A 20,628-nucleotide genomic window follows, 5' to 3' on the forward strand; every position below is an offset into this window, starting at 1 on the left:
GGGTCGCAGGATCGAGGTGAGGAAATCGGTCTGGTCGTAGACGGCCTGTTCGAAGACCTCGTCGAAGTAGATGTCGAAATGGTTGCCCGGATACCGCTTCACCACCGCGTGCTTGGTCTTGTCCGCGGCACGCAGGGTGGGTTTCACCGGAGTGACCGAATCGCCGTCGCAGACCGCGTACAGCACGGGCATCTTCAAGTCTTTGACGTGCCGGGCCGGGCGGTCGAACAGGATCGACAGCGCCGCCCGGGCGGCGATCTTCGGCCGGTACGTCCGGCTCTCCTCGGCCAGCCGTCCGAATCCGGTGGGCACATCGGTGCCGGTCGCCATGGCCGCCGCGCGTTTACGTCCCGCCAGCCGGATACCCACCGGTTTGCGGAACAGCGTGCCGAATACGAGGTCGGTGAACGCGAGGGTGCCCACCTTGATCAGGCTGAGGGGTCCCTTCGCCAGCGCCGAGCGCAGACCACTGACGAACGGCACCTGGGCCACCACCGCCGCGATATAGGCATCGTCGGGCGCCACCGATAGCGCGTGCCCGCCGCCCAGGGAGGTCCCCCACAGCGCGATGCGGGTGGCATCGAATCCGCGCAGGGTGCGGGCGTAGGCGATGGCGGCGGTCCAATCCTCGCGTTGCCTGGCGAGATTGACGACCTGGCGGGGGTCGCCGTCACTGTCGCCGAAATGCCGGTAGTCGAAGACCAGCACTCCCATTCCCGCCGCGGCGAATCGCCGCGCGAACCGGTCCAATCCCATTTCCCGGTTTCCCCCCAGCCCATGCCCCATCACCACGATCGGGCGGGGTTTGGGCGGACCTGCCGGTAGATACAGCCAGCCCGCACATTTCTGGCCCCCCGACGGGAAGCCGACCTCGACACGCTCCATGAAGATCGACCGTACCCAGTTCCCGCTTCCGGTGAACTGTCAGGCCGGGTGGGCGGTCTCACGTTTCCCGGCCCCGGATGTGGTCGTGGCGGCCGCGCCGGAACGGGGGCGCCGGATCAGGGCGACCCCGTAGCCGATCAGCCAGACCACCCAGAGCAGCCAGCCGGTCAGTCCCAGCAGGGAGAGGTGGTCGTGACCGGAGGTAATCGGCCAGGTCAGTGACGCGGATGCGAACTGTAGTGCGGCGGCGGTGATTCCGAGCAGCAACAGCGTCCGGCCCAGTAGCGCGGCGCGGTAGCCCGCGATACCGAGTCCCAGCATCGCCAGCGCCAGGAAGGTGCCGTTGAATCCGAACAGTGCCTCGTGCACCGCCCACAGCGTGCGCACCTGATCCGGATCGTCGAGGGCCGACATCGCCAGCCGCAGCGCGACCACCACGGTGAACACCCCGTTCTGCAACAGCACCCCGGCGAACCCCGCGTACGCCGGGCCCGCCGATGCCCGCTCACCCATACGCAGGGCCGCGGCCACGGCGCCGCCGGCGAAAACCGAGGCCAGGATCCAGGCGGCGGGCAGGAAGACGGCGATGGCGCCGGTGGGCTGTCCGGCGGTGGTGAAGAATTCGATGGCCTCGGCGGCCGGTGCGCCGGGTGAGGGCATCCCGGCGGGGACGACGATCAGGTTGGCAGTGACGATGAGCAGCGCGAAACCGATGGCCGCCACGCCGGCGATCCGCTGGGACGCTGCCGCGGCGGCAACTTTATCAAGCATATATTGAATATAAGCCAGAGAAACTGAAAGGGAAGGGATGGACGGCGAACCGATACGACGCCGATACGAATCGCTGCACAGGACGGCTCAGGCGCAGGAGACCGGCGCCCGGATCGCCCGCTGCGCACGGGAACTGTTCGTTGCCCGGGGCTGGGCCGCGACCACGGTGCGGGAGGTCGCGCGGGCGGCCGGTGTCTCGGTGCCGACCGTCTACGCGGTGTACGGCAACAAGGCCGGGCTGACCAGGGCGCTGGCGGACGCCGCGGATCTCTGCGGTGATCTGCCCCGGATGATCGCCGAGCTCGAGGCCGCCGCCGGTCCGGCCGCGCAACTCGCCGCCATGGCGGGCTACGACCGACGGCTGTTCGAAGGCGCGGGCGATGTCGTCGCCCTGCTTCGGGAGGCCGGGCGGGCCGAACCCGAACTGGCCCGGGAATACCGCGACGGCCGCCGCCGCGCCGACGGCACCCGTATCGAGGTGTTCACGGGCTGGCCCGACGGCACCCTGCGTGCCGGGGTGTCGGCCGCCGATGCGGTCGACATCTTCGCGGCCCTGTGCAATATCGATGTGTACACCGTGCTCATCGAGGAACGGGGCTGGTCACCGGATCGAGTGCAGCGATGGTGGTGCGACATCCTGGCCCGCGAGCTGCTCGCCGATCCGGCGCGGTGAACGGACCGGGCCGCGCCGGGTGCGCCCGCCGGGCACCGAGTATTCTGTTGCGGCGGATGAGTCGGCCGGGCGGTCGCGGCGCCGGGAACGGATACCGATCGGTGTCACGCCCGGTGCCGAGGAAAGTCCGGACTCCACAGAGCAGGGCGGTTGCTAACGGCAACCCGGGGCAACCCGCGGGACAGTGCCACAGAAAACAGACCGCCCGCGGCCCGCGAGGGCCGCGCGGTAAGGGTGAAACGGTGCGGTAAGAGCGCACCAGCGCCCCGGGTGACCGGGGCGGCTCGGTAAACCCCGCCCGGAGCAAGGTCGAAGGTCGCACCTCGCGGTGCGATTGCGCAGGTGCCCGAGGGCTGCTCGCCCGAGCCTGCGGGTGGACCGCTCGAGGTACCCGGCAACGGTGTGCCCAGATGGATGGCCGCCACCCGGTGCGAACCGGGGACAGGATCCGGCTTACAGGCCGGCTCATCCGCCCGCCGGTTCGCACCGGCCGGGGCGTTTATTGCCCCTGGCACATCACCGCGATCATCTGATAGACCGCCTGCGCCTCCTGCGGGCTCACCTGCCTGCCGTCTTCGCTCAGCCGGTCGGTCAATGCGGCCACCACGTCGTTCTCCGCTGCGCCGGAACGGATCTCACCGCAGGTATCGGTGAAAACCGCGGTGATCGCGGCGTCGTCACGGCCTTCGGCCAGGGCGGGGAAGCCGCCCCGGAAGCCGATGACGAAGGAGCCGGACTTCACCTGGTCGAGGGCGGCGGAGTCGGGGTTCGGAGCGGCCGCCGTCGTGGTGGTGGTTTCCGCGTCCGGCGTGCCGCCCTCGCTCTGGCAGGCGGTGCCGGCCAGCGCGAAGGCGATGAGAACAGCGGAAAGCAGGGTGGATGGTCTGATCACGAGCCGGATAGTAACTCCGCGAGATGGACACCGCCCCCCGCCGGACGGGGGGCGATGTTCATCCAGCGGCTACTAGGCCGACGGACCGATAACGAGCATCTGCGCCAGCGCGGTGGCCTGCTGCGGGCCGAGGATGGGAAGCAGATAGTCATAGATGAGAGTGGACATACGTGATGAAACTCCAGCTCGGATATCGTCGGACGCTTACGGTTCGCCACAGTAGCAGTTGTATGCGCGGGCCGAGATTTTCCCGAGTGATTTGTGTAGAACTGGCATAAATGGTGACCGGCGTCATAAAGTAGGGCGCGTCGGCAGGCTCGCCGCGGCGCATCGAAGCGCACGCCCCGGGCCGATTCATACCTCTGAAGGACAGGTCACGAAACATATGCGGGTAGCACGTACCTTGGCAGCCGGAGCTTTCATCGCCGGTGCCGCTTCCGTTCTCGCCACCGTGGGCGCAGGTTCGGCCGGCGCGGTCGCGGTGACGCCGCTGCCCGGCGGTGTGCGGGTGGACCTCAGCCCCGCGGATACCAGGTGGGTGCACGAGAACAATTTCGGTCATACGCTGGCGGGTATTCCGCATCCCTCGGCGCCGTCGTTCGGAATGGCCCTGGACTCCGCGGCCGCGGTGTCCTCGGCCCATCCCAACGGCCGGGTGGTATTCACCGTATTCGGTCCGCTGCACGAACTGAGTGGGTCGATGCTGGCCTTGCAGTGACGCGGGCTTTTTCGCGGCGTGGGCCGGTACCGGATCTCCGGTACCGGCCCACGGCTTTTCCGGCTCCGGTCTCTCAGCCCTTGTCGATCGCCGCGGCGGCCGCCGGGTAGTGGGAGAGGTGCCCGCCGGCCGCGGTGTCCTCCGCGTCGGCCAACGTGACATACAGCGTGGTGTCCTCGCCCGCGGCGCGGGCCTCGGCCGCGCGGGCGCGCAGCGCCTCGAACGATTCGACCGCGTCACGGTGATCGCCCAGCACGGTCTGCAGATGTTTCGCGCGGGCCCCCAGATCGGCGGCCCGATCACCGAGAGTCGGTTTCGCGGCCTCGCAGGAATACCGTAAACGCTTGGCACTCTTGCGGATATCGTGCAGCAACTCCACCCGTTCGGCCGGGACGGCGGTCGGTTCGGCGCGGATGAGCCGGCGTACCCGTTTGCGGTCGGCGCGCAGGACCTTGTCGAATACCTCGTCCGCGGGGGCCTTCCGCGCGGATTTCGGCATCGGAGGCTCCTTGCACCAGGACTTCAATTCCCGGCGCATCGCGCGATAGCGCTTACTGTCGAGGGCGTCGAGTATCCGCGCGTGGGCCTCGCGGTAACGGTCCTGCTCGGCGCGTACCAGCCGGTCGCGGGTGGGTTCCAGGGCGGCGCAATCGGTCTCGGCGAACCGGTCCAGCAGCGCGGTGAACCGCTCACCGCGCACCTCGGCGTCCCGGGCCACCCCCAGCAGGCCGGCGAGCCAGGAGAGTTCGGTGCGCATCCGGTTCGCGGCGTCGGCATCGAGCAATTTCTTGTAGGAGCGGAGCACACTGCGCAGACGTCGCGTCGCGACCCGCATCTGATGCACCGAATCATCGGCGTCGGCGCGGACTTCCGGTTCGGCGGTGAGCAGTCGTTCGATATCGGCGCGCAGTGCCGCGGTGAGCGCGGCCCCGGCGCCGCTGTGCTCACTCATCACCGGCCTCCGGCGAAGTGATCGGTGGCCTCCACCAGATGATGGACGATTCCGGGTTCGGTCGCCGAATGCCCGGCGTCGTCGACGATATGCAGCCGGGAGTCCGGCCACGCGCGATGCAGATCCCACGCACTAACCGCCGGGCACACGATATCGTGACGACCCTGCACGATAACGCCCGGAATTCCGGCGATCGCCTCGATATCGCGCAGCAACTGTCCCTCGTCGAGGAAACCGCGGTGCCGGAAGTAATGGTTCTCGATACGGGCGAACGCGAGCGCGAAACGGGGATCGGCGGAATCGGCGACCCGTTTCGGATCCGGGCGCAGCGAACTGGTCGCGGCCTCCCAGGTGGACCATGCCACCGCCGCCGCGGTCGCGGTTTCCGGATCGGGGGAGTTCAGAAGTTCGTGGTAGGCCTCGACGAGATCGCCCGCGCGATCGGATTCCGGGACGGGAGCGAGGAATTTCTCCCATTCATCCGGGTACACATATCCGGCGCCGCCGTTGTAATACCAATCGATTTCCTTGCGGCGCAACAGGAAAATACCGCGCAGCACCAATTCGGTGACCCGCTGCGGGTACTGCTGCGCGTACGCCAGCGAGAGCGTCGAACCCCAGGAGCCGCCGAAGACGAGCCACCGTTCGATACCGAGCGCGGTGCGCAATGCCTCGATATCGGCCACCAGATGGGCGGTGGTGTTGACCGACAGATCGGCGCCGTCGGCGATATGCGGGGTGGACCGCCCGCAACCGCGCTGATCCAGCAGCACGATCCGGTACCGGTCGGGGTCGAAATAGCGGCGGTTGAGCGGCGAGGTGCCCCCGCCCGGCCCGCCGTGCAGGAACACCGCGGGCTTTCCGTCCGGGTTCCCGCTGGATTCCCAGTAGATCGCCTGACCGTCGCCGACCGCGAGCATGCCCTGATCGTGGGGTTCCAGCGGCGGGTAGAGGGTACGCATCAGAATGCCAGGCCGGAGGCCAGATCGGGGAGTTCGAGCGCCTCGACGGCCTGGGTGTGCACATCCGGGCAGGCCTCGGTGGTGACCCGGTCGACGACGGCCTTGTCGGCCAGGACCTGGCCGTTGATACCGCCGTTGGTGAGCGCCCACTCGTGGATCATCGCGTTGAGGCCGATACGGCCCAAAGTGGGGCCCTGAACCCGCCAGTTGGACAGTTCGGGTCGCATCATGGCGCACAGATTCTCCGCGGCCTTGTCCGAGACCTCGAGTGGGGTCACCGGAGCCCCGGTGGTCTTCGGCGCGGAACTCGCGCCGGTACTCGTGGCGGCGGCGCCGTCGGACGCCGGCGCCGGTGCGCCGGACTCGATACCGCCGCACGCCGCGAGCAGCAACGCCGCTCCTATCCCCGCCACCGTCAGGGCACCCCGTGTTGTCCAAGCGCGTTGCCGCATCCGTACCTCTGTACTCGAGCCGAAATCGTCGACTTCGAGTCTGCCATCCCGCGCGGGGTGGGGCGCCCTGTCGGTGGGGAGCCCGGTCAGAAGCTGTGTTCGGGACCCGGGAAGGTCCCGCGGCGTACCTCGTCGGCGTAGGAGGCGGCCGCCTCCCGCAGCCGGTCGCCGACCGCCGCGAAGCGCTTCACGAATTTGGCGGTCTTCCCACTGGTGTAGCCCGCCATGTCCTGCCAGACCAGTACCTGGGCGTCGCAGTCGGCGCCCGCGCCGATACCGACGGTCGGAATGGTGAGCTTGCGGGTGACCTGGCCGGCCAGCTCCGCCGGCACCATCTCCATGACCACCGAGAACGCCCCGGCCGCCTGGACCGCGATAGCGTCGGCGAGCAGGCCCTCGGCGCCCTCGCCGCGGCCCTGGACCCGGAACCCGCCGAGAGTGTTGACGCTCTGCGGAGTGAAACCGATATGGGCCATCACCGGGATACCGGCGGCGGTGAGCAGCGCGATCTGATCGGCGACGCGTTCACCGCCCTCCAGTTTCACCGCGTGCGCGCCGCCTTCCTTCATGAAGCGGGTGGCGGTGGCGAGCGCCTGTTCGGGGGAGCTCTCGTAACTGCCGAAGGGCAGGTCGGCGACCACCAGGGCATGCGGTGCGCCCCGGACCACGCCGCGAACCAGCGGTATCAGCTCGTCGGCGGTGATCGGCACGGTGGTGTCGTAACCGTAGACCACGTTGGCCGCGGAATCGCCGACGAGCAGTACCGGGATCCCGGCCTCCTCGAAAAGGCGCGCGGTGGAGTAGTCGTAGGCGGTGAGCATGGCCCAGCGTTCACCGGTCGCCTTCATCTGCTGCAGATGCTGGACGCGGGTGGGGCGACGGGTGGGTTTCTCGGCCTTGGCGGCACCGTAGGCGGGGGTTTCCGCCGATGATTCGGACACGCCGGATGTATCGGACATCTTCGTCCCTTTCGTCTCCTCGAGGCCCTGAGCGGGTCCCCGGGCGGGGTTGACACCTTCCAGTGTGCACCCGCCGCCGACCCGGAACTAAGCCCGCGACCTGGTGCGGTTGGTCACATCCCCGGGAGTCGTCGCTGGTCCGGCTAGCATTGCGGCGGTGCGGAGCGGGTGTGGTGTGCTGGCGGGTGTGCTGGTGGTGGCGGCGGTCTGGATCACGGGCTGCGGCGAGCCGACCCCGGAGCCGGTCGCGCCGCCCGCGCCGGTACCCGCCGAATTGAGCCGGTTCTACGGCCAGGTCCCGCAGTGGGAATCGTGCACCGGTTACACCGCGCCCGGCGAGGGGCTGCCGCCGGTCGCGCAGTGCGCGCGGATCGAGGTCCCCATCGACTACGCCGATCCGGACGGTCCCACCGCGCGGCTGGCGCTGTCACGCCTGCCCGCCTCCGGGAACAAGATCGGATCGCTGCTGCTCAACCCCGGCGGGCCGGGTATGTCGGGGCTGTCCACCGCCACGATCGGCGGCGGTACCGAACTCGCCGAGCGGTTCGACCGGGTGGGATTCGATCCGCGCGGCGTCGGCGCGTCCACCCCTGCCGTGACCTGCCTGACCCCGCAGGAGGCCGATGCCGAACGCGCCGAGCCGCCGGTGCCCAACACGCCGGAGGGGATCGCCTCCGACGAGGCGGAGAACCGTGAGTACGGCGACCGCTGTATGGCACGCAGTGGCGCGGATCTGCTCGCCCATGTGGGAACCCGCGAGGTGGTCCAGGACATGGACGTCATCCGGGCGGTGCTCGGCGACCCGAAGCTGACCTATCTCGGCTACTCCTACGGCACCCGGCTGGGCGCGGCCTACGCGGAGAAGTACCCCGGTAACGTCCGCGCCATGGTGCTCGACGGTGCCATCGACCCCGCCCAGGACCCGGTCGCCGAATCGCTGCGCCAGGCCGCCGGGTTCCAGAAGGCCTTCGACGCCTATGCCGCGGACTGCGTGCAATCCCCGGACTGTCCGCTCGGTGACGATCCGGCCCGGGTCGTGCCGCGATTCCGTGAGCTGGTGGACCCGCTGTGGGACACCCCCGCCGCGACCACCGATCCGCGCGGTCTCGGGTACGAGGACGCCGTCACCGGCGTCCAGCAGACCCTCTACAGTGCCGACTTCTGGCCGGTGCTCACGGTGGCGCTGACCGAATTGCGCGAAGGCCGCGGCGACACCCTGCTGCAACTGGCCGATATGTACAACGGGCGCCGCGACGACGGCACCTACAGCAATCTCTCCGACGCGTTCAACGCGATCCGCTGCGTGGATGATCCGCGGGTCACCGATCCGGCGGTCGCGGGGCGGCAGGACACCGAGTACCGCGCGGCCGCCCCCTTCCTCGACGACGGGCGCGGCACCGGGGCGGCGCCGCTGGAACTGTGTGCGGGCTGGCCCGTGCCCAACACCAGCCGGCCGCACGAGATATCGGTCGAGGGCCTGCCCACCGTGGTGGTGGTTTCCACCACCGGTGATCCGGCGACCCCGTATCAGGCGGGTGTCGACCTGGCCGATCAACTCGGCGCCGCGCTTATCACCCATGTCGGCGACAGTCATACCGTGGTGCTCAACGGCGGCGCCACCTGCGTCGACGACGCGGTGATCGGCTATCTCACCGACCTGAAAGTCCCGGCCGAAGGCCTGCGCTGTTGATCCGACACATATAGCAGCGCGTCATGTAACACGGATTTAACGCCAGGTGCATACTCTCGCGGGCATGGATCGCCAGAAGGAATTCGTGCTGCGGACGCTCGAAGAGCGGGACATCCGCTTCGTGCGTCTCTGGTTCACCGATGTGCTGGGCTATCTGAAGTCCGTCGCCATCGCGCCCGCCGAACTGGAAGGCGCCTTCGAAGAGGGCATCGGTTTCGACGGATCGGCCATCGAAGGCTTCGCCCGGATCTCCGAGGCCGATATGGTGGCCCGGCCCGATCCGTCCACCTTCCAGGTGCTGCCGTGGGCTTCGAGTAAGGGCCACCAGCATTCGGCCCGGATGTTCTGCGATATCACCATGCCCGACGGTTCGCCGTCCTGGGCCGACCCGCGCCATGTGCTGCGCCGCCAGCTCAACAAGGCCGGTGATGTCGGGTTCAGCTGCTACGTGCATCCGGAGATCGAATTCTTCCTGCTCAAGAACCAGCCCGACGGCGTGGACCCGGTGCCCGCCGATACCGGCGGCTTCTTCGACCAGGCGGTGCACGATTCCGCGCCGAACTTCCGCCGCCACGCCATCGACGCCCTCGAGTCCATGGGTATCTCGGTGGAGTTCAGCCACCACGAGGGCGCTCCCGGCCAGCAGGAGATCGACCTGCGCTACGCCGACGCGCTGTCGATGGCCGATAACGTGATGACCTTCCGCTACCTGATCAAAGAGGTGGCGATCGACGAGGGTGTACGCGCCACGTTCATGCCGAAGCCGTTCGCCCAGTACCCGGGTTCGGCCATGCATACGCATATGAGCCTGTTCGAGGGCGAGGCGAACGCGTTCTCCGATCCGGACGACCCGGACAACCTCTCCGCCACCGCGCGCGCGTTCATCGCCGGCATCCTGGAGCACGCGCACGAGATCAGCGCCATCACCAACCAGTGGGTGAACTCCTACAAGCGGCTCATCCACGGCGGCGAGGCGCCGACCGCGGCCTCGTGGGGCCGGTCGAACCGATCGGCGCTGGTCCGGGTGCCCATGTACACCCCGAACAAGCAGTCGTCGCGGCGGGTCGAGATCCGCAGCCCCGATTCGGCCTGCAATCCCTATCTGACCTTCGCCGTACTGCTGGCAGCGGGGCTGCGCGGTGTCGAGAAGGGCTACACGCTGCCCGCCGAGGCCGAGGACGACGTCTGGTCGCTCACCGCCGCCGAACGGCGCGCCATGGGCTTCAAGGAATTGCCCGGGACCCTGGACGAGGCCCTGCACGCCATGGAGCGGTCCGAGCTGGTCGCCGAAACCCTCGGCGAGCACGTATTCGACTTCTTCCTGCGCAACAAGCGCCGGGAATGGGCCGACTACCGCGCCCAGGTGACGCCGTTCGAACTGCGCGAATACCTGGGTCTCTGAGCCGCGTACCCGCGCGGCCGGTGCGTTCGCCGGCCCGCGGGTCCGGCGGCGCCCACGGCCGAGGGGTCGTCCACATCGAGGGCCCGATCATCGGTACCTTGAGCTCATGGTCCGCCCTCCGTCCGCCCGGTCCGCCGTACCCGGCGCCGGCCGCCTCGGCCTGCTCGAACCCACGGCCGCCGATTCACTGAAAACTCTCGGCTGGGACAACGTCGACAGTATCGCGGTGTTGTGGGCGCTGTCCCGGGCCCCGGATGCCGATCTCGCGTTGAACACCCTGCTCAGGTTGTCCGAGGCGCTCGGCAACGATTGGGCGGAACTGGATTCGGCGATCCGCGCCGAGACGATGCTGCGCGGCCGGTTGTTCGCGCTGCTGGGGTCCTCGACAGCGCTCGGCGATCACCTGGTGGCCGATCCGGGGTCGTGGGAGCTGCTGCGCCGCGAGGAACTGCCCGACCGCGACGAACTGATCGCCGATCTGCTCGCGGTCGTCGCCGCCGAACCGGAGACCGGCCCGAACGCCGCGCCGATGCTGTACCGGGCGGGGGATTCGAGGCCGGAAGTGGTCGCCGCGCTGCGTAAGCGGTACCGCGATCAGCTCATGCTGCTGGCGGCGGTGGACCTGGCCGCCACCGTCGAGGACGAGCCGGTGATCCCGTACGAACAGGTCGGGCGGCAGCTCACCGCGCTCGCCGATGCCGCGCTCACCGCGGCGCTCGCGGTGGCGGTGGCCCGGGTGTGCCGCGACGAGCCGTGCCCGGTGCGGCTGGCGGTGATCGCCATGGGCAAGAGCGGGGCGTGCGAACTCAACTACGTCAGCGATGTCGATATCGTCTTCGTGGCCGAACCCGCCGACGCCGTGGCGACCCGGCTGGCGGCCGAGTTGATGACGGTGGGGTCGTCGGCGTTCTTCGATGTGGACGCCGCGCTGCGGCCGGAGGGCAAGGCGGGTGCCCTGGTGCGCACGCTCGACTCGCATCTGACCTACTACCAGCGCTGGGCCCGGACCTGGGAGTTCCAGGCGCTGCTCAAGGCCCGTCCGATGACCGGCGATCTCGAACTCGGTGAGCGGTACCGCGCCGCCACCGACGCGCTGGTGTGGACGGCCTCCGAACGCCCGGATTTCGTGCCCGACGTCCAGGCGATGCGCCGCCGGGTGGAGGATCTGGTGCCCGCCGATATGCGCGAGCGCGAACTCAAACTCGGCAGCGGCAGTTTGCGCGATGTGGAGTTCGCGGTCCAGCTGCTGCAGCTGGTGCACGGCCGGGTCGATCCGAAACTGCATGTCCAGGGCACCGTGGAAGCGCTGGCCGCGCTCACCGCGCGCGGCTATGTGGGGCGGGAGGACGCCGCCAATCTCACCGCCTCCTACGAGTTCCTGCGCCTGCTCGAACACCGCCTCCAGCTACAGCGGCTCAAACGCACCCACACCCTGCCCGCCACCGACGACGAGGAGGGGATGCGCTGGCTGGCTCGCGCCGCGCATATCCGCCCGGACGGTAAACGTGATGCCGCGGGGGTGCTGCGGGTCGAACTACGCCGCCAGACCGGCCGGATCCGCCGGTTGCACACCAAACTGTTCTACCGGCCGCTGCTGGAGTCGGTGGCGCGGCTGGATTCCGACGCGCTGCGGCTGAGCCCGGACGCCGCCGTCCGCCAGCTCGCGGCCCTTGGATACGCCTCACCCGAGCACGCGCTGGGACACCTGCGCGCTCTCACCAGCGGTGTTTCCCGTAAGGGCCGCATCCAGGCGTTGCTGTTGCCCACCCTGCTCGAATGGCTCGGCGAGACGCCCGACCCCGACGCCGGGCTGCTCGCCTACCGGCGGGTGTCGGAGGGACTGGTGGACCAGGACTGGTATCTGCGGGTCCTGCGCGACGAGGGCGCGGTGGGCCAGCGGCTGATGATGGTGCTGGGCTCTTCGGCCTACCTGCCGGATCTGCTGATCAACGCGCCCGAGACCATCCGCATGTATGCCGACGGCCCACACGGACCGCTGCTGCTGCGGACCCGGCCGGCCGAGGTGGCGGGCGGCATCCTGACCGCCGCCGACCGGTACACCGATCCGCGCCGCGCGGTGGCGACCGCGCGGTCGCTGCGCCGCCACGAACTCGCCCGGGTGGCCTCCGCGGACCTGCTGGGGCTGTTGGACGTTCCGCAGGTCTGCGCCGCGCTGTCGGCGGTGTGGGTGGCGGTGCTGGAGGCCTCGTTGCGCGCGGTGATCAGGGCCAGCGTGATCGAGCGTGGTGCGCCCGCGCCCGCCGATTTCGCGGTGATCGGGATGGGCCGGCTGGGCGGTATGGAACTCGGCTACGGGTCCGACGCCGATGTGCTGTTCGTGTGCGATCCGCGGCCCGGCGAGGAAGAACACGTCGCCGTGAAATGGGCCAACGGTATCGCCGAACAGGTCCAGAAACTGCTCGGCGCCCCCAGCACCGACCCGCCCCTGCAGGTCGACGCGGGACTGCGCCCGGAGGGCCGCAGCGGGCCGCTGGTCCGCACGCTCACCGCCTATGACGCCTACTACCGGCAGTGGGCGCAACCGTGGGAGGTGCAGGCCCTGTTGCGCGCCCACCAGGTGGCCGGTGACCAGGACCTGGGTCTGCGCTTCCTGCACAAGATCGATCCGGTGCGCTACCCGTCCGGCGGCGTCTCCGGTGACGCGGTACGCGAGATCCGCCGGATCAAGGCCCGCGTCGATTCCGAACGGCTACCGCGCGGCGCCGACCCCGCGACCCACACCAAACTCGGCCGCGGCGGACTGGCCGATATCGAATGGACCGTCCAACTGCTGCAGCTGCGGCACGCGCACGAGATCCCGGAGCTGCACAACACCTCGACGCTGGAATCACTGGACGTGATCGAGCGGGCGCAACTGCTCGACCCGGTGGATACCGACCTGCTGCGGCAGTCGTGGATCACGGCCACCGCGGCCCGCAACGCCCTGGTCCTGGTCCGCGGTAAGCCGTCGGATCAGTTGCCCGGGCCGGGTACGACGTTGTCGGCGGTGGCCCGGGTGGCGGGCTGGCCCAACGACGACGGCGGTGAATTCCTCGACAACTATCTGCGGGTCACCCGGCGGGCCCGCGCGGTGGTGGAGCGGGTGTTCGGGGGCTGAGGCCCGGGCCTGTCAGCGGCGAGCAGGTGCGCCGAGGGACCGGAATCGGGTAATCAATTTCTCCAGTGTTCGGCGGTCCTCCAGATCGGCGGGCCGGTAACCGCCGTATGCGGTGACCGTCACCGGGGTGCCCGTTTCGATTCCGAGGTCGGCCCAGCACCAGGGCAGCACCGGCAGGTTCACCATGTGGTCGTTGGCCGCGACGGTGACGCGCGAGGTGCAGCCGGGCAGGCAACCGGCCAGTTCCTCGGCGGCCTCGGCCGTCAGCGCGCCGGGTGCGCGGAATTCCTCGACGTACACGGGTCCTCCTCGGGCGGTTCCGGGGTCAGTGTAGGCCGGAGCGGATGCTAACGGCCGCCCTCGCCGGCCCTATAGACCGAGGTGAACCGCCCGCCCGCGCTTTCTTTCCTGTACGACGTTGCCCGCCTTGTGATTCGATGATCCTCGGTCCGGCCGCGCCGCTCGCGCGGACCGGCGGCGCCGGGCCCGTGGGGCCCGGCCGGGAACCGGGGAGGCAGTAATGACCAGGACACGGTGGTCGCGGCTGGTGGTCGCGGCGGCCGCGGCGATACTCGCGGTATCGCTGTCGGCGTGTTCGGAGGCGAGTTCGGCGCGCGACGGGATCGACCCCGAGAATCCGTGGGTGATCACCGGGGCCACCACGAGTACGGGGCCGAACGGGCCGCGCGACGGGGTGCCCGATACCGACCGGCAGGCCGAGAACAGCGACGGCGGCGAAATCGACCGGCTCGCGCTCAACGCGGTCGCCGATATCGAGGAATTCTGGACCGAGAACTACGCGGCGACCTTCCCGGGCGAATTCCGCCCGGTCTCACGGCTGATCTCCTGGGACGCCACGGCCCGCGAACGCGATTCGGTCGAGTTCTGCGGGATCAGCACCCACGAACTGGTGAACGCCGCCTACTGCGGTACCGACGAGACCATCGGCTGGGATCGGGGCGTGCTGCTGCCCGAACTCGTGGACCGGTTCGGCGAGATGGCCGTGGTGATGGTGCTGGCCCACGAATACGGGCACGCGCTGCAGATTCCCGCCGGGATCGCGACCGACGAATCGTCGGGCCTGGTCGCCGAACAACAGGCCGACTGTCTCGCGGGGGTGTTCCTGCGCCATGTCGCCGAGGGCGATTCCCGGCATTTCGGCCTCAACACCGGCGAGGGGCTGAACGGCGTCCTGGCCGCCACGGTCGCGGTCCGCGATCGCGACCCCGACAATCCGGAGAACGTGCACGGCAGTGCGTTCGAGCGGGTCACGGCCGTGCAGATGGGCTACACCGACGGCGCCGAGGCCTGCGCCGCCATCGACGAGGACGAGATCGAACAGCGCCGCGCCGGGCTCCCGGTGACCTTCGATCCGGGGGAGGAGTACATGCAGCTCGCGGTCACCGAGGATTCGCTGGAGGATATGGCGGATGCGCTCGCCGATATCCTGCCGGTCGGCCGGACCCCGGGCTACGAGTACGAGGGCGCCCCGGTGCGCTGCGCCGACGCCACCCCCGCCGACCCGGTCGGATACTGCCCGGCGGACGAGGTGATCGGCACCGATGTCGCCGCGCTGGCCGAACGCGCGGGCGAGAACGCGGATCAGGACGAGCCGCTGTCGGCCATCGTCGCGGGCGACTACAACGCCTTCGTCGTATTCGTCTCCCGCTACACACTCGCCTACCAGAACGACAGCGGGCTCACCCTCACCGGAGCCGAGACCGCGGGGCTGCGCACCGCCTGCCTCTCCGGCGCGGTGACCACCGCCCTGAGCCGTCCGGACAGCGCGCTGCGTTTGTCCGCCGGTGATCTCGACGAGGCGGTCTCGGGGCTGCTGTCCGACGGGATGGCGGCCGCGGATGTGAACGGTGAGATCGTGCCCGAGGGTTATCTGCGCCTGGAGGCGTTCCGGCTCGGGGTCTTCGACGGGGCGAAGGCCTGCCTCACCGAGTACGAGTAGCCGGCCGGGCCGGGGTGCGGAAACACCCCGGCCCGTGGTCGGCTACGCGGCCGGGACGTGGGCGTCGAGCCAGGACACCACATCCGCGAGCACTTGGGCGCGCTCGGGTTCGTTGAAGACCTCGTGGTAGAGGCCGTCGTAGCGGCGAACCGTGAGATCGGCCGTCCCGGCCTGCTGTTCGATCCGGTCGGTACTCGCCGGTGCGGCGATGGCATCGGCGGTACCGTGCAGCACCAGGGTCGGCACGAGCAACCGCGGCAACCGGTCGAGAACCCGGTTGGCGGCGGTGAGGATCTCGGTCGCGGTCCGGGCGGGCAATTTGCCCCGGTACACCAGCGTGTCCTCGTCGTAGGCGGTGACCACTGCCGGATCGCGGCTGATCTGCGACGAATCCAGTTTCAGCACACCCAGATCGGGTGCTATCCGGGTGAGCACCGGAGCGAGCAGCCGCTGCGCGGGGTTGCCGGCGTCGATGATCAGCGGCGGTGCCGACACCACCACACCGGCCACGTCGAGCGGAGCGCGGGTGGCCAAGTAGAGGGTGATCAAGGCGCCCATCGAATGCCCGATCACGAAGGCGGGCAGCCCGGGATGCTCCGCACGCGCCAGCTCCAGCAAGGCCGCCACATTGTCCGCGGCGTCCTCGACGGAATCGATATTGGCGCGGGCGCCGATCGAGGCCGATTCCCCGTGCCCGATATGGTCGAGCGCGTGCACCGCGAACCCCGCGGCGGCCAGCGTGCGCCCCACGAATTCGTAGCGGCCCGAATGTTCGGCCACTCCGTGCACGAGGACGGCCACCCCGCGCGCCGGGGTGCCGGGTAGCCAGGAACGCCGGGCGATCCGGCGCCCGTTGCGCTCGAATTCCCCTCGCGGTGCCGAGATCTCCTGGTCGGTCATTGGCTGCTCTCCTTGGAAGCGGGTGCGTGCGTCGAGCGGAGGCCGCAGCGAAGGCGGAAAGCGCATCGCCGGGTTTCTCCCTGGAAGTCGGTGAATACGGTCAGCGTGGAGGGGAGTACCCAGCGGCGCCGTCCTGATGTGCCGGACCCGTCAGTCAGTGGCCGGGACCGGCTCGGAGAGCGCGGTGACGAGGCGCCGGTTGAAATCGATGAGCCGGGCGTAGTTCACCCGCGACAGCCGTTCGTCGTTGCCGTGGATCCGTTCCAGATCCGTTGCGGTGAGGCGGATCGGCGCGAAATTGCAGCGGGTTTCGGCGAGGTCGTCGTAGTGGCGCGAATCGGTCGCGCCCGGCACCAGACCGGTGGTCACGGCGGCGCCCGGGACCACCTGCCGGGTGATCCGGGCGATCAGCTCGAAACCGGGTCCGGGTGTGGTGGTGGGGGAGGGCTCCGACGACATTCCCACCGCTTCGATCCGAACCTCCGGATCGCGCACGGTCCGGCGGCAGTGCGCGAGCACCGATTCCACCGAATCCCCGGGCAGGATACGGAAATTGACCAAGGCCTCGGCCTGCTGCGGCAGCACATTCGCCTTCACCCCGCCCCGGATCACCGTGGGCGCGGTGGTCGTGCGCACCAGCGATTCGGTCTGCGGGGTGGCGGCCATGATCCGCCCGATCACCGGTGCCGCGAAACCCGCCAACCCCACCAGCCGCCGTTTGGTCGGGGGCAGGTGGGGGCGCAGGCGGGCGAGCATATCGGTGACCACGGGTGTCACTCGCAGCGGCATCGGATGATCCTGGATCCGGCCGACCGCGCGGCTCAGCCGGCCGACCGCGGTCTGTTTCCCGGGCATGGACGAATGCCCGCCCTTGTCCGAGACCGACAACCGGATCGTCGCGTACCCCTTCTCGCCGAGCATGATCGTCGCCACCGGCACCCGCACATCGTCGACGATGCCGTCGGTGATCACGCCGCCCTCGTCCAGCAGTAGATCCGCGCGCACCCCGAGTTCCCGCAGCCGGGCCGCCATCAGCACCGCGCCGGAGTCGCCGAATACCTCCTCGTCGTGGCCGAAGGCGAGGTAGACGGTGTGACGCGGGCGCTCGCCCGCCGCGAGCGCGGCCTCCACGGCCTCCAGGATCGCCAGCACCCGGCTCTTGTCGTCGATGGCGCCGCGTCCCCAGATGAACTCGTCGTCGACGACCCCCGCGAACGGGGGATGGGTCCAGGCGGGCGGGTCACCGGCGGGTACCACATCCTGGTGGGCCAGCAGGATGGCGGCCGTGCGGGAGGGGTCGGTGCCGCGCCAGGTGTAGAGCCGGCTGTGCCCGAACTTCTCCAGCTCCAAGTCGGCGTGCACCAGCGGGAACGACTCCTCGAGGTGGGCTTCGAGCCGGCCGAACTCCACATCGAGGTCGTATTCGGCCGGGCGCGTATGCCCGAGGTCCATCCGGACCTCGCCGCCGTTGGCGTCCCGGGCCACCTCCTCTCTGGACACCGTGACACAGCGCAGGGCCACGGCGAGCCGTTCGGCGGTGGCGTCGTCCACCGGTGCTCCGGTGGACGGCCGGGACTCGAGGTTCGCAGACATTCCTGCATTCTCCTCCGGCGCGCAAGCCCGCCGGCGCATGACCCGGGCCGCCTGCCGACCCGGTCCCGCCCCGGCAGGCGACCGAGCCCCTGTCCCGTGGCCGGAGGCCGCGGGGTGGGCATTATTCTGGGAACCATGGCAGCAGGCAAAGCCGACAAAGAGGCGAAAGCCGCCGCGAAAGCGGCGCGCAAGGCACAGTCGAAGGAACGTCGTCAGCAGATCTGGCAGGCGTTCCAGATGCAGCGCAAAGAGGACAAGCTGCTGCTGCCGCTGATGATCGGCGCCATCCTGGTCACCACGCTGGTGTTGTTCGGGATCGGGTTCCTTTTCGGCGTGCAGTGGTTCCTGCTGCCGCTGGGCCTGCTGCTGGGCGTCCTGTTCGCTTTCATCATCTTCGGGCGCCGGGTGCAGCGCAGCGTCTACGGCAAAGCCGAAGGCCAGGCCGGGGCGGCCGCCTGGGTGCTGGACAACCTGCAGGGCAAATGGCGGGTCAGCAACGGTATCGCCGCCACCACCCAGCTCGACGCCGTGCACCGGGTGATCGGCCTGCCCGGGGTGATCTTCGTGGCCGAGGGCTCACCGCAGCGGCTGCGCTCGCTGCTGGCCCAGGAGAAGAAGCGCACCGCCCGGCTCATCGGCGACACCCCCATCTACGACGTGGTCGTCGGTAACGAGGAGGGCCAGGTCCCGCTCAAGGAACTGCAGCGCTACCTCACCAAGCTGCCGCGCAATATCGACACCAAGCGGATGGACCAGATCGAGGGCCGGCTCAGCGCGCTGAGTTCGCGCAGCGGCGGTCCGGCGATGCCGAAGGGCCCGATGCCGACCAACGCCAAGATGCGCGGAATGCAGCGCACCATCCGCCGACGCTGATCCGCCGCGGCCGGGTCAGCGGGAGCGGACCACCGCGGTCCCGGTCGCGCGGTCGTGCATACCGCGCCCGTCCGCATCGGTGAACAGCGCGGGGATCACGAACACCAGCAGCACCTGACGTCCCAGCGCCCGCAGGAATCCGACCGGCGCCTCGGCGTCCACCCGGCTCACCCGGATGCGCAGGAAGTACTGCCCCGGGGTGAAGCCGAACAGCGTCACCGCCGCGACCCCGATCACGAACCAGAGGCCCAGGTTCACCGAGGAGGCCGGCATCCCCTGCGCGATGAGCGCCGAGATCCCGACCGCGATCAGCCAGTCGACCAGCATCGCGACCACTCGCCGGAACATGCCCGGCAGCGATCCGGCGCCCTCGCGCGGCAACCCCAGCCCGGCGCCCGCGTAGTCGTCGTCACCCGCACCCGGGACGACGGGAGGGCCGGAGAGCCAGGAGCCGGTGATACGTGCCATGCTCCCCAGAATAGGCGTAGGCTCCGCCGACGCTCCGCTGGGATTATCCGGACAAACCCGGCGTTGCCGCCGGTCGTGGGCCCGATCCCGGGCCCGGAGCCGAACCCGCTGTTCGTGGCGTGGCCGAAGACACCCCACCGACACGACGTGTAACACTGGCGAAACACACTCTTGACTGGCGGGAAACACCCTGTCCATAGCGTCGGGGCGCGACGCCCTGCATTCGATACTGGCTGGGAATCTATCCGTAAGGAGAACTACGTGACGTTCAGCACGGCCGACGAGGTCATCAAGTACATCGCGGATCAGGATGTCGAGTACGTCGACATCCGGTTCAGCGATCTGCCCGGTGTGCAGCAGCACTTCTCCATCCCGGCGAAGGCCTTCACCACCGACCTCGCCGAGGAGGGCCTGGCCTTCGACGGTTCCTCGGTGCGGGGCTTCCAGTCCATCGACGAGTCCGACATGCTGCTGCTGCCCGACTACAGCACCGCGCAGCTCGACCCGTTCCGTGCGGCGAAGACGCTCAACATGAACTTCTTCGTGCACGACCCCTTCACCCGTGAGTCCTACTCCCGTGACCCGCGCAATATCGCGCGCAAGGCCGAGGAGTACCTGCGCTCCACCGGTATCGCCGATACCGCGTACTTCGGCGCCGAGGCCGAGTTCTACATCTTCGACTCGGTCCGCTACGACTCCGCCATGAACGGCGCCTTCTACGAGGTCGAGTCGATCTCCGGTTCCTGGAACACCGGTTCGGCCACCAACCCCGACGGCAGCCCGAACCGCGGCTACAAGGTCCGTAACAAGGGCGGGTACTTCCCGGTCGCCCCCTACGACCACTACGTCGACCTGCGCGACAAGATCTCCACCAACCTGCAGAACGCCGGGTTCGAGCTGGAGCGCGGCCACCACGAGGTCGGCACCGCCGGCCAGGCCGAGATCAACTACAAGTTCAACACCCTGCTGGGTGCGGCCGACGATCTGCAGCTGTTCAAGTACATCGTCAAGAACACCGCCTGGGCCGAGGGCAAGACCGTCACCTTCATGCCGAAGCCGCTGTTCGGCGACAACGGCTCGGGTATGCACGCCCACCAGTCGCTGTGGAAGGACGGCAAGCCGCTGTTCCACGACGAGGCCGGCTACGGCGGCCTGTCGGATCTGGCCCGCCACTACATCGGCGGCATCCTGCACCACGCGCCGTCGCTGCTGGCGTTCACCAACCCGACGGTGAACTCCTACCACCGCCTGGTCCCGGGCTTCGAGGCCCCGATCAACCTGGTGTACTCGCAGCGCAACCGCTCCGCCGCGGTCCGCATCCCGGTCACCGGCAACAACCCGAAGGCCAAGCGCATCGAGT

At 69.3% G+C, this 20,628-nt stretch carries 19 protein-coding genes and 1 other RNA gene; 9 read left to right on the forward strand and 11 right to left on the reverse strand.

Going from position 1 to position 20,628, the window contains the following annotated elements; translation table 11 throughout:
• Both ACWDU1_RS12000 and ACWDU1_RS12005 read right to left on the reverse strand, forming a co-directional pair.
• On the reverse strand, positions 1 to 885 hold an 885-nt coding region (locus ACWDU1_RS12000; protein ID WP_449997921.1), incomplete at its 3' end, for an alpha/beta hydrolase.
• Between the two features lie 39 nt (positions 886 to 924).
• The gene (locus tag ACWDU1_RS12005) at positions 925 to 1,656 is read right to left on the reverse strand and encodes a 2-oxoglutarate/malate transporter (RefSeq protein ID WP_449997923.1); all 732 of its coding nucleotides are present in this window, start codon (positions 1,654 to 1,656) and stop codon (positions 925 to 927) included.
• A gap of 37 nt (positions 1,657 to 1,693) precedes the next feature.
• On the opposite strand from ACWDU1_RS12005, the gene ACWDU1_RS12010 reads away from it, so the two are divergent.
• Both ACWDU1_RS12010 and rnpB read left to right on the forward strand, forming a co-directional pair.
• Positions 1,694 to 2,329 (forward strand): TetR/AcrR family transcriptional regulator, encoded by a 636-nt coding sequence (locus ACWDU1_RS12010; RefSeq protein WP_449997925.1) that lies wholly within the window; start codon positions 1,694 to 1,696, stop codon positions 2,327 to 2,329.
• 57 nt (positions 2,330 to 2,386) lie between these two features.
• Positions 2,387 to 2,801: RNase P RNA component class A (gene rnpB / locus ACWDU1_RS12015), an RNA gene on the forward strand.
• A 27-nt stretch (positions 2,802 to 2,828) separates the two neighbouring features.
• Here the strand turns inward: rnpB and ACWDU1_RS12020 are convergent.
• Complete coding sequence (locus ACWDU1_RS12020) at positions 2,829 to 3,221, reverse strand: hypothetical protein (protein WP_449997927.1); 393 nt, start codon at positions 3,219 to 3,221, stop codon at positions 2,829 to 2,831.
• Positions 3,222 to 3,606: 385 nt separating this feature from the next.
• On the opposite strand from ACWDU1_RS12020, the gene ACWDU1_RS12025 reads away from it, so the two are divergent.
• Positions 3,607 to 3,939 carry a hypothetical protein gene (locus ACWDU1_RS12025; protein ID WP_449997929.1) on the forward strand — a complete coding sequence of 111 codons (333 nt, stop codon included), beginning with the start codon at positions 3,607 to 3,609 and terminating at the stop codon, positions 3,937 to 3,939.
• Between the two features lie 73 nt (positions 3,940 to 4,012).
• Here the strand turns inward: ACWDU1_RS12025 and ACWDU1_RS12030 are convergent, their stop codons facing one another.
• The 4 genes from ACWDU1_RS12030 to panB form a co-directional block, all read right to left on the reverse strand.
• Positions 4,013 to 4,891 (reverse strand): CHAD domain-containing protein, encoded by an 879-nt coding sequence (locus ACWDU1_RS12030; RefSeq protein ID WP_449997931.1) that lies wholly within the window; start codon positions 4,889 to 4,891, stop codon positions 4,013 to 4,015.
• On the reverse strand, positions 4,891 to 5,853 hold the full coding sequence (pip, locus tag ACWDU1_RS12035) for a prolyl aminopeptidase (RefSeq protein WP_449997933.1): 963 nt from the start codon (positions 5,851 to 5,853) through the stop codon (positions 4,891 to 4,893). Before pip ends, ACWDU1_RS12030 begins: the two co-directional genes overlap by 1 nt.
• Positions 5,853 to 6,266, reverse strand: coding sequence for a hypothetical protein (locus ACWDU1_RS12040; protein WP_449997935.1), 414 nt, complete (start codon positions 6,264 to 6,266; stop codon positions 5,853 to 5,855). The genes pip and ACWDU1_RS12040 overlap by 1 nt, the downstream gene beginning before the upstream one ends.
• A gap of 125 nt (positions 6,267 to 6,391) precedes the next feature.
• On the reverse strand, positions 6,392 to 7,264 hold the full coding sequence (panB, locus tag ACWDU1_RS12045; protein WP_449997937.1) for a 3-methyl-2-oxobutanoate hydroxymethyltransferase: 873 nt from the start codon (positions 7,262 to 7,264) through the stop codon (positions 6,392 to 6,394).
• 157 nt (positions 7,265 to 7,421) lie between these two features.
• Between panB and ACWDU1_RS12050 the strand changes: the two genes are divergently transcribed.
• The 3 genes from ACWDU1_RS12050 to ACWDU1_RS12060 all read left to right on the forward strand — a co-directional run bounded on the left by ACWDU1_RS12050 (position 7,422) and on the right by ACWDU1_RS12060 (position 13,474).
• Positions 7,422 to 8,954, forward strand: coding sequence for an alpha/beta hydrolase (locus ACWDU1_RS12050; protein WP_449997939.1), 1,533 nt, complete (start codon positions 7,422 to 7,424; stop codon positions 8,952 to 8,954).
• Between the two features lie 64 nt (positions 8,955 to 9,018).
• Complete coding sequence (glnA, locus tag ACWDU1_RS12055) at positions 9,019 to 10,356, forward strand: type I glutamate--ammonia ligase (RefSeq protein WP_449997941.1); 1,338 nt, start codon at positions 9,019 to 9,021, stop codon at positions 10,354 to 10,356.
• Between the two features lie 106 nt (positions 10,357 to 10,462).
• Positions 10,463 to 13,474 carry a bifunctional [glutamine synthetase] adenylyltransferase/[glutamine synthetase]-adenylyl-L-tyrosine phosphorylase gene (locus ACWDU1_RS12060; protein WP_449997943.1) on the forward strand — a complete coding sequence of 1,004 codons (3,012 nt, stop codon included), beginning with the start codon at positions 10,463 to 10,465 and terminating at the stop codon, positions 13,472 to 13,474.
• 12 nt (positions 13,475 to 13,486) lie between these two features.
• Here ACWDU1_RS12060 and ACWDU1_RS12065 read toward each other — a convergent pair whose 3' ends face one another.
• On the reverse strand, positions 13,487 to 13,774 hold the full coding sequence (locus ACWDU1_RS12065; RefSeq protein ID WP_449997945.1) for a hypothetical protein: 288 nt from the start codon (positions 13,772 to 13,774) through the stop codon (positions 13,487 to 13,489).
• A gap of 220 nt (positions 13,775 to 13,994) precedes the next feature.
• Here ACWDU1_RS12065 and ACWDU1_RS12070 point away from each other — a divergent pair, with 220 nt between their 5' ends.
• Positions 13,995 to 15,434 (forward strand): neutral zinc metallopeptidase, encoded by a 1,440-nt coding sequence (locus ACWDU1_RS12070; RefSeq protein ID WP_449997947.1) that lies wholly within the window; start codon positions 13,995 to 13,997, stop codon positions 15,432 to 15,434.
• 42 nt (positions 15,435 to 15,476) lie between these two features.
• Here ACWDU1_RS12070 and ACWDU1_RS12075 read toward each other — a convergent pair whose 3' ends face one another.
• Complete coding sequence (locus tag ACWDU1_RS12075; protein WP_449997949.1) at positions 15,477 to 16,334, reverse strand: alpha/beta hydrolase; 858 nt, start codon at positions 16,332 to 16,334, stop codon at positions 15,477 to 15,479.
• Positions 16,335 to 16,484: 150 nt separating this feature from the next.
• A complete protein-coding gene (locus tag ACWDU1_RS12080; RefSeq protein ID WP_449997950.1) occupies positions 16,485 to 17,927 on the reverse strand; it encodes a M20/M25/M40 family metallo-hydrolase in 1,443 nt (480 codons plus the stop codon).
• A gap of 135 nt (positions 17,928 to 18,062) precedes the next feature.
• On the opposite strand from ACWDU1_RS12080, the gene ACWDU1_RS12085 reads away from it, so the two are divergent.
• Positions 18,063 to 18,800, forward strand: coding sequence for a DUF4191 domain-containing protein (locus tag ACWDU1_RS12085; protein ID WP_449997952.1), 738 nt, complete (start codon positions 18,063 to 18,065; stop codon positions 18,798 to 18,800).
• Between the two features lie 15 nt (positions 18,801 to 18,815).
• Here ACWDU1_RS12085 and ACWDU1_RS12090 read toward each other — a convergent pair whose 3' ends face one another.
• Positions 18,816 to 19,268 (reverse strand): RDD family protein, encoded by a 453-nt coding sequence (locus ACWDU1_RS12090; protein WP_449997954.1) that lies wholly within the window; start codon positions 19,266 to 19,268, stop codon positions 18,816 to 18,818.
• A 261-nt stretch (positions 19,269 to 19,529) separates the two neighbouring features.
• On the opposite strand from ACWDU1_RS12090, the gene glnA (ACWDU1_RS12095) reads away from it, so the two are divergent.
• Positions 19,530 to 20,628: type I glutamate--ammonia ligase (gene glnA / locus ACWDU1_RS12095; RefSeq protein WP_449997955.1), on the forward strand; the 1,099-nt coding region annotated here is incomplete at its 3' end.

It is taken from the genome of Nocardia sp. NPDC003345 (assembly GCF_053589395.1).